13 protein-coding genes are annotated in these 15,868 nt (G+C 33.8%); all 13 read right to left on the reverse strand.

Annotated elements, in window-relative coordinates; genetic code table 11:
• Positions 1-72 precede the first annotated feature (72 nt).
• Positions 73-525, reverse strand: a complete 453-nt coding sequence (locus LC076_RS05710) for a YpiF family protein (protein ID WP_226666856.1) — start codon at positions 523-525, stop codon at positions 73-75.
• Between the two features lie 240 nt (positions 526-765).
• Entirely contained in the window at positions 766-1,314 is a 549-nt protein-coding gene (locus LC076_RS05715) for a ReoY family proteolytic degradation factor (protein ID WP_226666857.1), read from the reverse strand.
• A gap of 78 nt (positions 1,315-1,392) precedes the next feature.
• Positions 1,393-2,661: a tetratricopeptide repeat protein gene (locus LC076_RS05720; protein ID WP_226666858.1), complete on the reverse strand. Its 1,269-nt coding sequence runs from the start codon at positions 2,659-2,661 to the stop codon at positions 1,393-1,395.
• A 400-nt stretch (positions 2,662-3,061) separates the two neighbouring features.
• Positions 3,062-3,976: a hypothetical protein gene (locus tag LC076_RS05725; protein WP_226666859.1), complete on the reverse strand. Its 915-nt coding sequence runs from the start codon at positions 3,974-3,976 to the stop codon at positions 3,062-3,064.
• A 598-nt stretch (positions 3,977-4,574) separates the two neighbouring features.
• Positions 4,575-5,870 (reverse strand): 3-phosphoshikimate 1-carboxyvinyltransferase, encoded by a 1,296-nt coding sequence (gene aroA, locus LC076_RS05730; protein ID WP_226666861.1) that lies wholly within the window; start codon positions 5,868-5,870, stop codon positions 4,575-4,577.
• A 264-nt stretch (positions 5,871-6,134) separates the two neighbouring features.
• On the reverse strand, positions 6,135-7,241 hold the full coding sequence (locus tag LC076_RS05735) for a prephenate dehydrogenase (RefSeq protein WP_226666862.1): 1,107 nt from the start codon (positions 7,239-7,241) through the stop codon (positions 6,135-6,137).
• Between the two features lie 807 nt (positions 7,242-8,048).
• Positions 8,049-9,131: a histidinol-phosphate transaminase gene (hisC, locus tag LC076_RS05740; protein WP_226666863.1), complete on the reverse strand. Its 1,083-nt coding sequence runs from the start codon at positions 9,129-9,131 to the stop codon at positions 8,049-8,051.
• Between the two features lie 424 nt (positions 9,132-9,555).
• Positions 9,556-10,347 carry a tryptophan synthase subunit alpha gene (gene trpA, locus LC076_RS05745; RefSeq protein ID WP_226666865.1) on the reverse strand — a complete coding sequence of 264 codons (792 nt, stop codon included), beginning with the start codon at positions 10,345-10,347 and terminating at the stop codon, positions 9,556-9,558.
• Positions 10,313-11,539 carry a tryptophan synthase subunit beta gene (gene trpB, locus LC076_RS05750; RefSeq protein ID WP_226666866.1) on the reverse strand — a complete coding sequence of 409 codons (1,227 nt, stop codon included), beginning with the start codon at positions 11,537-11,539 and terminating at the stop codon, positions 10,313-10,315. The genes trpA and trpB overlap by 35 nt, the downstream gene beginning before the upstream one ends.
• The gene (locus LC076_RS05755) at positions 11,520-12,179 is read right to left on the reverse strand and encodes a phosphoribosylanthranilate isomerase (RefSeq protein ID WP_226666867.1); all 660 of its coding nucleotides are present in this window, start codon (positions 12,177-12,179) and stop codon (positions 11,520-11,522) included. Before LC076_RS05755 ends, trpB begins: the two co-directional genes overlap by 20 nt.
• Complete coding sequence (gene trpC / locus LC076_RS05760; protein ID WP_226666868.1) at positions 12,172-12,936, reverse strand: indole-3-glycerol phosphate synthase TrpC; 765 nt, start codon at positions 12,934-12,936, stop codon at positions 12,172-12,174. Before trpC ends, LC076_RS05755 begins: the two co-directional genes overlap by 8 nt.
• On the reverse strand, positions 12,929-13,945 hold the full coding sequence (trpD, locus tag LC076_RS05765) for an anthranilate phosphoribosyltransferase (protein WP_226666869.1): 1,017 nt from the start codon (positions 13,943-13,945) through the stop codon (positions 12,929-12,931). Before trpD ends, trpC begins: the two co-directional genes overlap by 8 nt.
• Positions 13,917-15,461, reverse strand: coding sequence for an anthranilate synthase component I (trpE, locus tag LC076_RS05770; RefSeq protein ID WP_226666995.1), 1,545 nt, complete (start codon positions 15,459-15,461; stop codon positions 13,917-13,919). The genes trpD and trpE overlap by 29 nt, the downstream gene beginning before the upstream one ends.
• Between the last annotated feature and the right edge of the window lie 407 nt (positions 15,462-15,868).

The raw sequence follows: 15,868 nt of genomic DNA on the forward strand, positions 1-15,868 counted from the left end.
TCATGATATATCAATCTTGGGATGAGGTCAATAAAATCCTGTTTTTGAATACTAGAAATGAAAAGGTTTTTATTATTTATTCCAAGATTGTAATAAAATGTTCAAAATTTGTTCGACTTGATCTTGCAAAAGCTTTCTTTTCAACTGATCGTCCATGTGTTCGAAGGGAACAGTTGGTAACCATACTACATGATCTTCAAGCACATCGGACTTTGTTTCTTTTATTGATTCATCACTAGTTAGAAAAATGATATACTTAAATTCTTTTTGAATTTCACTTTTCCAATCTTCCATCATATGAATTACATGCTCGTTATTTTTTAGATATGACAGCGTTGGAAAAAGGAAAACCCTACCTTTCAACTGCCTTTCTAATTCTGTACTTACATAATGAATAAATTCTCCTTTGGCAGCAGTGCTTTTAAAATCTGAATTCAAAGATATCGGTGTTAGAGGTACAACTGCAGTATCTACATACTCTTTCGATTGACTATACTTGTCTACATCACCTGAAGACCATTTCATTTTTTTCACTCCCTACAATAATCACGCATTAAGTCTATTATAAAGCTTGCTTATTTATTTGTTAACTATATCATATTCTCTAATAAACTTTGCTTAGACAAATAAATAGGCTGACATAAATGCCAGCCTATTTATTCGATATCTTTAAATATTCACTTATCATTTTGCTTTTTTAGTATTCTTCCTCTAGGATTAAAGGTGCTTTTCTTTCGGAAAATCGTATGACTGAACCTGAACACATTAAAAAGCTTTATTTAAGGTAATCAACTGTTCTGTTAGCTTTTGAAACCCTTCTTTATCTTGTTTATCAAGGGCCTCATCAATTAACTGAAGAAGCTTCTCTTTTTGAAAGCTTTGGATGGAATGCTTTAGTACTTTTTCCGCTACTTCACGATCTTTTTCATTTTCATGAAGGTGCTCTGGCATAAAAGGATTCGATTCGAGAACTGCTGCGTATTGTGGTGATTGATAAGAAGACCTGAAATTTAATTGAATAAAAAGTTCTTCGTCTTTATTTAAACGAATGTCATGAAAAGATTTTTCTGCATCTGTTGTCATAACATTTTCTTTATAAAAGCGAAAAGGTACTTCTTCAACACAATGAGTAGACATAATAATTCCTCTAGGACAATATTGTGCTTGTTCAACAAAGTGAACATTTTCCATCAAGGTATCATGACTCATTAAATAATTTAAAATCCACACACATTCTCTTCTTTTCAGTTGATAATGATTTAAGAACCACCTGATGAAATCTTTCTTTTCATGGACAGATACAGGGGCCACCATACAATTCCCTCCTCTGCAGTTCATTATTTCTTACTTTGATAATTCCACAAAGTGAAAATGAAATCCTTCTTATATCTCTTAAAACTCATCTTCTAATTGTAACAAAATCTCACCTATTTCGACATTCGAAGGATCTTGCTTAATGATTTGTTCAAAAACACTTTTCGCTTCTTTCCTCTTTCCTTCTTCCAACAAGAAATATCCGTATTCATGTAAAAACTCTTGTTGTTCCTTGAAAAAATTATATGCAACATGGTAATGATTTAATGCCTGTGTATAGTCTTCTTTTTGGTGATAAGCTCGTGCTAAGTTCCATTCAAACTGAGGATCTTCTTCACCATATCGTTTACTTTCACTAATTAGATCAATAACTTCATCATATCTTTCTTCTTGTAAAAAGATATGTGTTAATGTAATTGCAGCTTCCATATGACCTGGATCAATTGCAAGTGATTCTCTTAAAAGAGATTCAGCTTTCTTTGTGTTGCCCAGCTTTATTGCTATTTTGCCTCCAAATAAAAACAATTCCTTGTTATATTCATCGACCTTGATACCTTCTTCAACGGTTTCAAGACTTTCTTCTAAAAGCCCTTCATGTTCATATGATTTTGCCAAATATAAGTACAAAGAAGTAAACTGTGGATCTGCTTCTTTTAGTTTTATAAATTGTTGTATGGCTGTTTTATAGAATCCGCCTTGAAATGCTGTAAAGCTATAACCAAATAAACTATGTGCATCTTCATGTTCTATTATTCCTTGTTTATAATGTTCTAAAGCTTCTTCAAAATTCCCAACTGCACTTAAACATTCTGCAAGCCTTAGCTTGATATGAACACCTGAGATGACCTGTTGCTCATTCTCAATATTTTGATAAAAAGGAATAGCATGCATATACTGACCTTGATGAAAATAAAATTCCCCCAATGCAAAATCAATAATTGGATCGTCAGGCAATAAATGCTTTGCTTCTTTTAATTTTTGCTCACTTACCTCAGCGAGACCTTGTATCTGATATAAGTCAGCTAAAAGTAAAAGTGCTTGTGGATATGCTTCATGATCTACAGAAATCGAATTTAATAAATCAATCGCTTCTTCTTCTTTTTCCATATCTAAATTGATTTCAGCCAAAAACAATGTTATTTGAGTTTCTTCCGGATAAAGAAAATGTAATTCTTCAATCATATTATGAGCTTTGTCTATAATCCCCCACTGATAATATTGATCTGCTAAATGTAGTTTTTCTTCGTCATGTAGTGTTGGTTCAATGTTTTCTAATAAATTTAGCCCTGATTCTGTTTCACCGTTATTCACAAGACTAATTGCTTCGTTTAGTACTGTGTTAAACATACATTTTTCCTTTCTTTTTGGCTCTGTTATACTTTGTTGTTGATTTCCGTTACAATCAATCGCTTTCCCGTGATAAAAGGCTTTTTGCCTAGAGAAAAATAAGGACAATTCTTCATAGGAACGAGAACCTGATAGGTGCAAGCGCCTGTGGGTCTCCCATTAACACGACTAAGCAGGAGTCAATCAACAAAGTGTTAAAAATCAATATTAAGCTTTAACATAGCCTTCTTTTCAATGAGTTTTTATTACGAATTTGTACTTATTTAGTGTAGGTTATAAAATCATTTAGGACTTATACTTAGCATTTCAAAATCTAATGAAAGAAGAAGTCAAATACCTCATAAACACTACAGTTTTTTTTAAGTAGTTAGAAAAAATATCTTCTTACTCATATCATACCTTAAAGAGTCATCTGATGTGATATAAAACGACCTGAAATAGGAATAAAACATTCTTCACCTGTACCTGGATTAAAAGAAATTTCCCCATCTATATTTATTAACTTTCCATGGTGAATTGTAAACATAGGAGGACTACTATTTAGGATTGGTTGTCCATCTGTATGATATTTTATGTTATCTAATTTATACAAATTATAATTCACTTGTCCACCTACACGTATTTCTCCTTTTTCAGGATATATACCCAATGTCATCAATGAATCTCTTGTTAGTTGTTCACCATCGGTTAATTGATGTGACAAAGAAGATAATCGATGCTCTTTCATATGAATTTCCCAACTTTTTAACAATTTTTGTGTGAAGCTTTCTTTATATAAACCTTCTTCTACAAAAGGTACTAAAGTAATTGGATTTGAAAACATTGCGTCTCTAATCCATCCCCATGATTTCCCTCTCATTTTATCATCTTCACATAGTTCAACAAAAACAACAGAAATATTTTGTTGTCTTAACTTTCTTAATAAAGAGGGTTTTAAAATTTTCAATGGAATTTTCACACCTATATAATAATCAATAGGTGAGTTTATCATAAGATGTCGTCTTTGTTTAAGCTTAGGCAAAAGATCTTGCTCTTTTTCCACTGAGGTAACCGTTAACAACGTTGTACAACCTTTTTTTACATAGTTTTCAATTATATGTTGTTTGAATTCTTGAAAGTGTAATGGTGATTGAAGAGAAAAATCAAGCATAACATAACCTGGGGTTAATAAATATGAGCTCATATCCATTCTTATAAATCGGAAATTACTTAAAGATGTTTTCATAAACTCTATTTTATTACCTTTTATTAACAAAGAAGTTTTCGTCGTACCACCCGATTTTAGTAATGTTGCATTTTCTATGATATAACACATTTCTAAGCGCCCCCTTTCATCTCCTTAAGACAAGCTATGAAAGAAGGTATTCTTTTATGCTTAGTTATCATTTAAGCTTTTAAAAACTTATTATGAAGTAAAGAAATCCTATTATTTCATCATTTTAAAGTATATATAAAAACGAATAATAGTTTTGCACACCACGACATCCTTTAAGCCTTTATCTTTCATATGGAGTAAGTAGAAAGAAAAAAACACTAGGAGCCTTTTTGATCGTTTTAAAAGGTGCTCTATACCTTTAAATAGCTATTGACTGAGGAATAGGAATTAGGGGTTATCTTTTTTCCTATCGAGGTGATACGCCTTCATACTTTACGTTTTTAAAAAGGCTATGTTAAAGCTTAATGTTGATTTTTAGCACTTTGTTGATTGGAGTGAAAGGCATGAGACTCCTGTGGGAGAAGCGTGTCAAAGGGAGACCCCACAGGCGCTTGCGCCGAGGAGGCTCCCGGACCGCCCGCGGAAAGCGAATGCCTGTAACGGAAATCTACAACAAATTTTAACAGAGCTTTTAAAAAAGCCTAAGTACTATTCAAGTAAAACACAACATGAATAGTACTTAAGCTCTATGATAAAACTATTTAGAAAGTGAAGATAAGTGCTCAAAAAAATTAGGGTAAGACACATCAATTGCATCAGCATCTTCTAGTTGAACAGGTTCATTTGTTATACATGAAGCTATTGCGAGCATCATTCCAATTCGATGGTCACCGTGACTTGATACAGTGGCATTACCTTTTAAAGAAGTTTTACCTGATATAACCATACCATCATCAGTAGCACTGATATTTGCTCCAATTTTAGACAATTCTCCTACAACTGTATCAATACGATTTGTTTCTTTCACCTTAAGTTCACTTGCATCTTTAATGATTGTCTCTCCTTCAGCTTGTGTTGCAAGTAACGCAATAACAGGGATTTCATCTATTAGTTTAGGTATTAAATCTCCACCAATTGTTGTTCCTTTCAATGTTGATGTTCTAATGATGATATCTGCAATTGGTTCAAATGAGTGTTCTTTATGAGGAATCACTTCAATTGATGCTCCCATCATTTCTAAAACATCAAGAATTCCAGTTCTAGTTGGATTAATCCCAACATTTTTAAGTACAATCTCACTATCTGGAACAATAGCACCTGCAACTAGGAAAAATGCAGCAGATGATATATCACCTGGTACAAAGATATTAGTTGCTTGAAGACTTTGTCCACCAACCAATGATGCAGACTTTTCATCTTCATATACTTCAACACCAAATGCTCTTAGCATTCTCTCAGTATGGTCTCTTGATTTATGTGGTTCCGTTACAATTGTTTCTTCTCCATTTGTTTGTAAACCAGCTAACAAAATGGCTGATTTAACTTGTGCACTTGCAACAGGAGATTCATATCGAAGTCCTTTTAAATTTCCACCTCGAATGGATAGAGGAGTATATTGTCCGTTTTCACGTCCATCGATAGAAGCACCCATCATCTTTAACGGTTTTGTTACCCTAGACATTGGTCTTCTAGCAATTGATTCATCACCAATTACACAGGAGTGAAAAGGTACTCCTGCTAATATTCCCATCATTAGTCTAGTCGTTGTCCCTGAATTTCCAACATCTAAAATATCAGTTGGTTCTTCTAGACCTTGTAGTCCTTTACCTTCAACAGAGACTTGGCCTTCTTGAATATTTATTGTCACGCCCATCTTCCTAAAGCATGAAACTGTACTAAGACAATCTGCCCCCATTAAAAAGTTTGATATAGTCGTTTTACCATTTGCTATAGAGCCGAACATAATCGCTCTATGGGAAATTGATTTATCTCCCGGGATATCAATTTCACCTGTTAAACGCTCAACTTTTAATAATTTCTTGAAATCAGACATTTGTTCCACCTCATTAATAATTTATCTTAAGTAAACAAAACTATTTATTATAATCACAATCAAGTATTTCGATAATGCATCTATTAATATACCCTCATATAACGTGGTGACATCAATTTCATAAGCTTTCACAATGCTTATATAATGGCTTCATAAAAATTGTTACCAAAGGAAAGATTGATTTGCGCCACAGGATGCTTGCTCCCATCAACCCTAAACATTTTAGTACGCAAGAAATGCAAATCACCATTTACTTATTTGAACCTATATAATAAATGTATCATAGGAAGAGTATTTACTAATACAGTCTATTGCAAGCTCTCTATCATGCTCTGTTTGGAAACTTAATCTTAAAACCCCGTATATCTCTTCTCGTGTTTCAATAATCCGTATATTTGTTAAGCTGATTTTTTCTTGAGCTAAGAAACCAGTAACTTCTGAAATAATTCCTGGATAATCTGGTACATCTACATATAAATCATAAAATGAGGGAATTGCTCCTTTTTGGTTTTCAGGCAAACCGTCTCGATAATGTTTCGCATGTTCAAAATAATCATACAAATTTTCTGCCTCTTCATTTTCGACAAAACCCTTGACCCGTTCCATTTCAGAGATCCATTCATCAAACAAATGTAATAGAGGACCTTTATTATGGATAAGAATATCTCGCCACATATAAGGGTTACTAGAAGCGATTCTTGTAATATCACGAAATCCTCCAGCCGCAAGTCTCTTTACAAGTGGAAATTGCTCTTCATGATTTTTTGCTTGGTATACTAAACTAGCAGCAACAATATGAGGGAAGTGACTAATAACACCTGTTACTCTATCATGTTCCTGAGGGGACATTTCTATGAAATTAGCTTTCGTGCCAGCTAGAATATTTTTTAATTGGGCTAAATCATCAGAAGTAACATATTTTGAAGGAGTTAAAATATAAAAGGCATTTTCGAATAAGTGTGGCTTCGCAGCTAATATACCCGACTTATGTGAACCTGCCATTGGGTGACCCCCAACAAATTTGATTCTACCATTTAGATATTTATTTGCACTGTCTACTATTTTCACTTTTGTACTGCCTACATCAGTGATAATTACATCTTTCTTCAAATCTACATCTTTTAGTTCTTTTATAATATTTATTGTTTGTTCTACAGGAGTTGAAACAAATATTATATCCACCATTGAAAGCGAACTTGGAAAAATCTCAGATGATACTTCATCTATTGCTCCTAGCTTTTTCGCAAGTACTGCTTGGTCTTTATTAATATCGAAACCGATAATATGTATGGATGGATCTTTATGTTTAATTGATAACGCAATTGAACCTCCAATTAAACCAAGACCTATTAAATATATTTTTCTAACCATTTTTGATCACCTTTTTTGGCCTATATCATAGAGGCTTATTCGAAAAATCACATAGAAAATTTAAATTGAATATTTAGTTATTTCTTAAAAGACTTCTTTAAAGCTCATTGTCGTTTTTTGAAAATTTGTTTTTATTACAGAAAGATAGAGCTCCTGTTTAGAGAAGTGACAAAGGAAGCCCCCACAGGTCGCTTAACTTCCGGGAGGCTCCCGGGCCCAGTAAATCCCTGTAATAAAATTAACAACCACGTTTAACAGTGACTTTAGAAAAAAGAGAGATCAAAACAAACATAGCTCCCTTTAGTAGGAGAGCGCTTGTATTCATCCCTCTTTTTATAAGGCTCTTTTCTGAAATTTTTTTGCTATTTGACCTAAATCTCTGTTAGAAACAGTGGAATCACCGTATAAAAGGTACTATTCTATAAGAAAAGATGCCACTAGACTTTATATAGTGCTGTTTCCATCAAGTATTAAAAAGCAACAAAGTTTAAGTAACAGTTTTTTATAATTAGACTATTGTATTTTTATTGCTCAAAAAGAGTCTATATTTTATACACCTTTAATCAATAAGACTTCTAAAACTAAATAAGAGGTACATCATGAGATATAGTCAATATATTATGGCTCTGTTAAACTTTGTGGTTGATTTCCGTTACAGGCATTCGCTTTCCGCGGGCGGTCAGGAAGCCTCCTCGGCGCAAGCGCCTGTGGGGTCTCCCTTCGACACGCTTCTCCCGCAGGAGTCTCATACCTTTCACTCCAATCAACAAAGTTAAAAATCAACCTTAAGCTTTAACATAGCCTATATTATTTAACGAATTCTTTTAAGATCTCAATGATTTCATTATTTTGATTTTCAGTACCTACTGTAATTCTTAAGTGTGTAGGAAATCCTAATGCATTACCTGAGCGAACGATATACCCTTTTTCTAATAGAGCTTGGAAAACCTCATCAGAATCACGGTTAAAATCGATTAAGATAAAGTTCCCCTCTGAAGGGTAATAATCTAATTTTAATTCCTCACAGAATTGGTAAAATTGTTGTAATCCTTTTTTGTTTTTTATACGACACTCTTCTACAAAGTCTGGATCATCCAAAGCGGCAACTGCAGCTACCTGAGCTATGCGACTTGTATTAAAAGGTTCGCGAGCTGGTTCTATTTTACGAATAAGCTCTGCATTAGCAATGCCATAACCAATTCGTAAAGAAGCTAGTCCGTATGCTTTAGAAAAAGTGCGGAGAATCATTAAATTTTCATAATCATTTAATAATGAAACAGTTTGAGGATAATCCTCTGCTAAAACATATTCATAATATGCTTCATCAACTACTACTAACACATGCTTAGGCACTTGACTTAAGAAATTCAGCAAAGCATCTCTTGTTACATATGTACCAGTGGGATTATTAGGAGTACAAACCCAAACAACTGTTGTATTTTCATCAATTTGCTTAAGCATTTCTTCCAAATTATGATCACCATTCACAAGAGATACCTCTCGTATTTCCGCTCCTTCAATAACAGCATTATGCTTGTATTGAGGAAATGTAGGTGTTGCCATAACTGTGTTTGTTTGCGGATTTAGTAAAGCTCGACAAATAATTTGTACTACTTCATCTGAGCCATTTCCGAAGATGATCTCTTCTTCTTTTACCTTAACGTGTTCTGCTACTTGTGTTCTTAATTTAGCACTATAACCATCAGGGTAAATCGCTAATTGTTCTAATTCATCAACTATTGCTTGCTTTGCTTTTGGTGAACAACCATATGGATTTTCATTTGAAGCAAGTTTAACAACTTTTGATAAATTGAATTCCTTTTTCACTTCTTCAATTGGCTTTCCTGGCTGATACGGTTTCAAACTTAATAATTGTTCTTTTACTTGCACTACTTAACACCTCTCCTATATGAAAAGATCGTACTCACTTTTGCATTTAAAGTCATTAAACTTTCATAACTAAAACAGTGACTTCTATCATAAATTCTATTGAAAGATAAAGCAATTTTTCATGCGATAATCACTGTTAATTTTCAGTACCTAAAGAATATATTTAGAGGCTTTACATAAGAATTTTCTCGGAAGTATAGTTTTTTCAAAGTAGAAGACTTTCATTTTGTATAAAAGACTTTGTAAACTTTCTGTTGATTTCCACCCCAAGGCCTTAGCTTTCTATTGTTTGATGAGACTTTCAAAAGAAGAATTACTCAGTCTTATACAAAAACAAGTAAGTGTTTAAAAATCAAGAAGCTATTACAAAGTCTCTATATAGGAATTCTACCTTTCCTTCACAATAAATATGAGATTACAGATTTTAACTAACAAAATTCGTCGCAAATGCTCTAAACTGATTTATTGCTTCTTGTCGTGTACTTTCATTCATTAGTTGATTTCCTAATCGCTCGATTTCACGTACTAATGCACTACCTACGACAACACCGTCTGATATGTTAGAAAGCTCTTCAACTTGCTCTTTTGATGACACGCCAAAACCAACAACAACAGGTACATTACTATATCTTTTTACTTCATTTAAAAAATTTTCAATGGATTTGTCGAAGTTCTTTCGTTCTCCTGTAACACCTAATGATGAAACACAATAAACAAAACCTTCTGCATTTTCTGCAATCATTTTTATTCTATTTGAGGATGTTGGCGCAATTAGAGAAATAAATGAGATATTATGTTCTTGACATTTAACTCTAAGCTCTTCGCTTTCTTCAAACGGAATATCTGGGATAAGCAGTCCATCTACAGTATTTTCTCGCAGTAAAGCGAAAAAGGATTCTTGATCTAATTGTAACACAGGATTGTAATACGTAAATAAAATAATTGGTATTTTCAAACCTTTTTTGCGCATTTCAGGTACAAGTTTGATTGCCTTTATGATATTCATACCTTTTTCTAATGCACGACTTGATGCTTTTTGAATAACAGGTCCATCTGCAACTGGATCTGAATAGGGAATTCCCAATTCTATTGCCGATGCTCCTGCATCTTGCAGGGCGATAGCTAATTCAATGGTAGAATCAGCATGTGGATCACCTGCCGTAATAAAAGGGATAAATAAATTATTTTGTAACGGTTGTTTGAAGAGTGCTGTCATGATTTTCTACCTCCTTATAATACGACATTAATGTATGAACATCTTTATCTCCTCTACCTGAAAGACAAATAAGGATTGAATCTGATTTTTTCATAGACTTTGCATGATCAAAAGCGGATGAAAGAGAATGAGCTGATTCAATAGCAGCTAACAGCCCTTCTTCTTTCGCCAACAATTCCAATGCATTCAATGCCTGTTTATCAGTAACACTCTCATATTTAACACGACCCGTTGAAGCCAAATGTGCATGTTCTGGACCAATTCCAGGATAGTCTAAACCAGCTGAAATAGAATAAGGTTCTGTGATTTGCCCATATTCATCTTGTAATAAATACGTTAATGAACCGTGAAGGACACCTCTAGTTCCTTTTGTGATTGTAGCTGCATGCATATCAGTGTCAACACCCTTACCAGCTGCTTCTGTAGCAACAAGTTCAACATCATCATTTAAGAACGCTGCAAACATTCCAATTGCATTGCTTCCACCACCAACACATGCCATTACTTTCGTAGGTAAACTTCCCTCTAATTGAAGAAATTGAGCTCTTGCTTCGTCACCGATAACACGTTGAAATTCTCTTACAATATAAGGATATGGATGTGGCCCTACAACTGACCCGATAATGTAAAAATGATCTTCACAATGTTGAACCCAATAACGCATCGCTTCATTCGTAGCATCTTTTAATGTCTTATTTCCACTTGTTACAGGAATGACTTCCGCTCCTAGTAATTGCATACGAAATACATTTAATTCCTGTCTTCGAACATCCTCTTCACCCATAAAAACTTGACATTTCATACCAAATTTTGCTGCAACAGTAGCAGTAGCCACACCATGCTGACCTGCTCCAGTTTCTGCAATAATTTTGGTTTTACCCATCCTTTTGGCTAGTAGTACTTGACCAATTGCATTATTAATCTTATGTGCGCCTGTATGATTTAAATCTTCACGCTTTAAATAGATCTTTGCTCCACCTAATTTTTCAGTTAAATTACCTGCAAATGTAACAGTTGTAGGTCTGCCTGAGTATTCCTTTAGTAAATGATGATATTCTTGCATAAATAAAGGATCATTCATTGCTTCTTTATGTGCTTTTTCAATTTCAGCTAATGGACTCATTAAAGTCTCTGGCACAAACCGTCCGCCAAAATCACCATATCGGCCTTTTTCATCTGGATACATTGACATAATGTAACATCCTTTCTTCTATCTGTTGAATTTTGGCTTCACTTTTCTGATCATCTACTTCTATACCACTCGAAAGATCAATTCCTTGAGGCTTTAATTCTAGTAATCTACTAATATTATCTTCATTTATACCACCAGCTATAAAGCATTCTTTGTTGTGTAGCCATGCATAATTAATGTATTGGGGTGCTGCTTTCCAATCAAAGCTAACCCCTGTCCCACCCCAGGCACCTTTTATTCTCGAATCAATGACAAATCCATCAACAGTATCTACAAATTCTTCCATTTGCTTTAAAGTATTTTCATGATGATGAAGTGCTTTCCAAGTCATGATTTCTTCATGATTTTCTTTTGCATGTTTCATTTGTGCTAATGTTTCATTTCCATGAAATTGGATAACATCAACTGGTATTTCAACTAATACATCGTTCAATTGCTTACTCGTAGGATTAACAAACACCGCTACAAGTTTTTTATTCGATATATCAATCTCTTGAAGCCATTTCTTAACATCTTTTGGATCAACCTTACGTTTACTTTCAGCAAAAATAAAACCAATATAATCTGCTCGTGATTGTGAGACAATTCTTAAGTCTTCAATATTGCGAATTCCACAATATTTCAAGTTAGGTTTATCCATATGTCGCCTCTCCAAATAATTGTTTTATTGCAAGTGCTTGATCGTCTTTTCTCATTAACGATTCACCAACTAAGATAGCACTTGCTCCATACTTTTGCACAAGCTGTAAATCATCGTACGTATGAATTCCACTTTCACTAATAAGTAATGTATCTTTTGGAACTGTTAAGGCCATTGATTCTAATTGATGGATATTTGTTTCAAACGTTTTTAAATTACGATTATTCACGCCTAGTATTCTAGGGGTAATCACCTTTAATACTTCATCTAATGTTTCCTGATCATGAACCTCTACTAATACATCTAAAGAAAGCTCTGTAGCATAGTGATAAAGCTCTTTTAATAATGTTGGCTCAAGTGCTTCTCCAATTAATAAAATTGCATCTGCTCCGATTCTTTGCGCTTCATCAATTTGAATAGTATCTATTATAAAATCCTTCCTTAGAATTGGAAGATTAACAGCTCTCTTTACTTGAGTCAAATACTCTTGTTTACCTTGAAAATAAGGAGTATCTGTCAGAACAGATAAGCAATCTGCTCCACCTCGCTCATACGATAATGCTATTTCAACTGGATGGAAATTTTCTTTTATTAATCCTTTCGACGGTGAAGCCTTCTTTACTTCAGCAATCAATGCTGTCTCTCTTTTCGGAGATAACAGAGCGTTAAGAAAAGAGACACGCGGTAACTTTGCATCTTCTGGTAGTACAAGATTTTTGACTTCTTCTTTTTTTGTTAAAATTATTTTATCAAGCATAATTTTCCTCCCGTTGATGCCTTAACATCTCTAACTGTTGAAGTGCAGTTCCATTTCGAATAGCTTCCTTCGATAGCATAACACCCATATCAAGTGTTTTTACATGGTTTGCAACGTATAAAGCAGCACCAGCATTTAATGCAACAATATTTTCTGCACTCGCTGGTCCTTCTCCTCTAAAAATTTGTTCAATCAGAGCAGCACTTTCTTCAGCATTACTCACTCTAAGTTCCTCATTATCTCCTTCAATAAGACCTACATCTTTAGGATTAAGAACATATCTAGTAATGGACCCGTTCTTAAGCTCAACAACATCTGTTTCAGTTGAAATAGAAATCTCATCCAACCCATCTCTTCCAGTTACTAGTAATACATGCTCAGCTCCGAGCCTATTTAATGCCTCAGCCATCTTTTCTGCATATTCAGTTGAAAAGACACCTATTATTTGTCTTTTTGCATTTGCAGGATTAGATAATGGACCTAATAAATTAAAAACGGTTCTAAATCCAATTTCTTTACGTGGATTAACAGCATGTTTCATAGAAGAATGAAACATTGGAGCAAACAAGAAGCTCATATTTCGTTCATTTAGACTGTTCACTGCATCTTCTATTGAAGTTTGAATGTTAACACCTAATTTTTCGAGCACATCTGCACTTCCACTTTTTGAGGAGATAGCCCGATTCCCATGTTTTGCCACCTTGACCTTTAATGATGATACAACAATTGCTGCTGCTGTTGATATATTAAATGTTGAAGCACCATCTCCTCCAGTTCCACAAGTATCAACAACATCACTATCATATTCTAGTGACGTCATATGCTGTTTCATAGATCTAGTGAACCCTACTAGTTCATCAACCGTTTCTCCTCTAAGACGCATGATTGAAACTAGACTTGCAATTTGACTAGATGTTGCATGACCAGTCATAATTGAGTTCATTACCTGCTCTGCTTGTTCTTCTGAAAGAGTATGACCCTCAATACAATGTGCTAGTAGTTTTTTCATCCTCGTCTACCTCCTTAGAAAAGACTTTCTCAGCTAATTGAATCGCTTTTAACATCGCACTTGCTTTATTACATGTTTCTTTCCACTCAAGCTCCGGGACACTGTCGACAACAATACCTGCTCCTGCCTGAACATAGGCTGTATTATTTTTAACTGTAATCGTTCGAATAGTAATACAAGAATCAATATTGCCATCAAATCCTACGTATGCTACACATCCTGCATAACTACCTCTTGCATTTGGTTCTAATTCATTGATAATTTGCATTGCTCGAATTTTCGGGGCACCTGAGACAGTTCCTGCAGGGAAAGATGATAAAAGCGCGTCCATTGGATGAACTTCTTGCTTTAATTTTGCAGTAACCTTAGAAATAAGGTGCATAACATGTGAAAACCGGCCGACTTCCATTAAAGTAGGTGTTGTTACAGAGCCATATTCTGCTACTCTTCCTAAATCATTTCTAGCTAAGTCGACAAGCATATAATGCTCTGCTTTTTCTTTATCATCATTTATTAATTCTTCTTCAAAATATTGATCTTCTTCAATCGTTTTCCCACGTCTTCTAGTACCTGCAATCGGGTGAATTTCAAGATGCTTATCTTGAATATAAATTAACCTCTCCGGAGAGCTCCCTACTAATTCAGTATCATTTATCCGTATATAAAATAAATAGGGTGAAGGGTTAACAATCCTTAAAATTCTATATAATGAAAATCCATCTGTTGAGATTGGTATTTCAAAACGTTGAGACAATACACCTTGAAAAATATCACCTGCTCGAATATACTCTTTTACTTTTTCTACATCTTCTAAAAATTTGCTTTTCTCATAATTTGATTTAATATCATCAAAATTCACATCAAAAGACTCTGATACAGCTAAAGGCAATTGTTCCGGTTGAGTTTTTTGATTTAACATACTAACATATTTATTTAGTTTAGCCTCTGCAAGCTGATATATCGCTTTTAGATTCCCCTCTTTTTCATCACCATTTACCCGAACATAATGAATGAAATATAGTTGTTTTTCATGATGATCATAAGCAATGATTGTTTCACAGACAAAGAACATACAGTTTTGTTGATTTAAGTCATTAGTGTGATGTTTTTCAACTTTTTCGAAAATTGAAACGGCATCATATCCTATATAGCCTACAGCTCCACCGACAAAAGGTATATCTATATCTGGCAATTTAATGGCTAAATGATTTTGTAATTGCTTAAACGTATTCGTAATTGAATGTGATTTTGATAATGTTTTTCTTTGCTCATTTAGGATTGAAAATTCTCCATGACTTTCTTCGATAAATAAAAATGGATTAAGACCAATAAATGAGTATCGTGACCAATTCGATTCAGCATCTTTACTTTCTAATAAATAAACAGCTTCATCTTTAAAGAGTTGAAACAATTGGATTGGTGTAATGGTGTCAACCATATACTTTTCTACAATGGGGATTGTTCGATAATGTTTGCTATCTTTACTAAAAGTGGTAAAAGAAGAAAAATTCAAAATAACTCACTCCTCCAATAAATTGTGGAGAATGAGATTTTAGGAGGTTATAAAATTATAGAAGATTAATTAAAAGCACAAATTTTATTTGTTTTGACATGAGGACTTTTCAAATCATTAATCATAATTTTGAAAAGTCCTATGTAATAAAATTAAAACCCAAAAACACTCTGGTTTTTGGGTAGACTTGTGCCATCATCATATACCTCAGCTAAACTCACTCATTCTCTGCTACCCTATACTCTTATACTCTACTCAACTATTATTTAATCTTCTTCATCATGTTAATATAATTCACTAAAAAATGTCAAGGAGGCATATTCTGATTTCATCATCTAGTTATACCCCTACTAACTATTTACAAATGAACTAAGAAGAAGAAAATTCATTACTTTTGATGTGAAAAAGAT

The organism is Metabacillus litoralis, assembly GCF_020524045.1.
Taxonomy (GTDB): Bacteria; Bacillota; Bacilli; order Bacillales; family Bacillaceae; genus Metabacillus; species Metabacillus litoralis_C.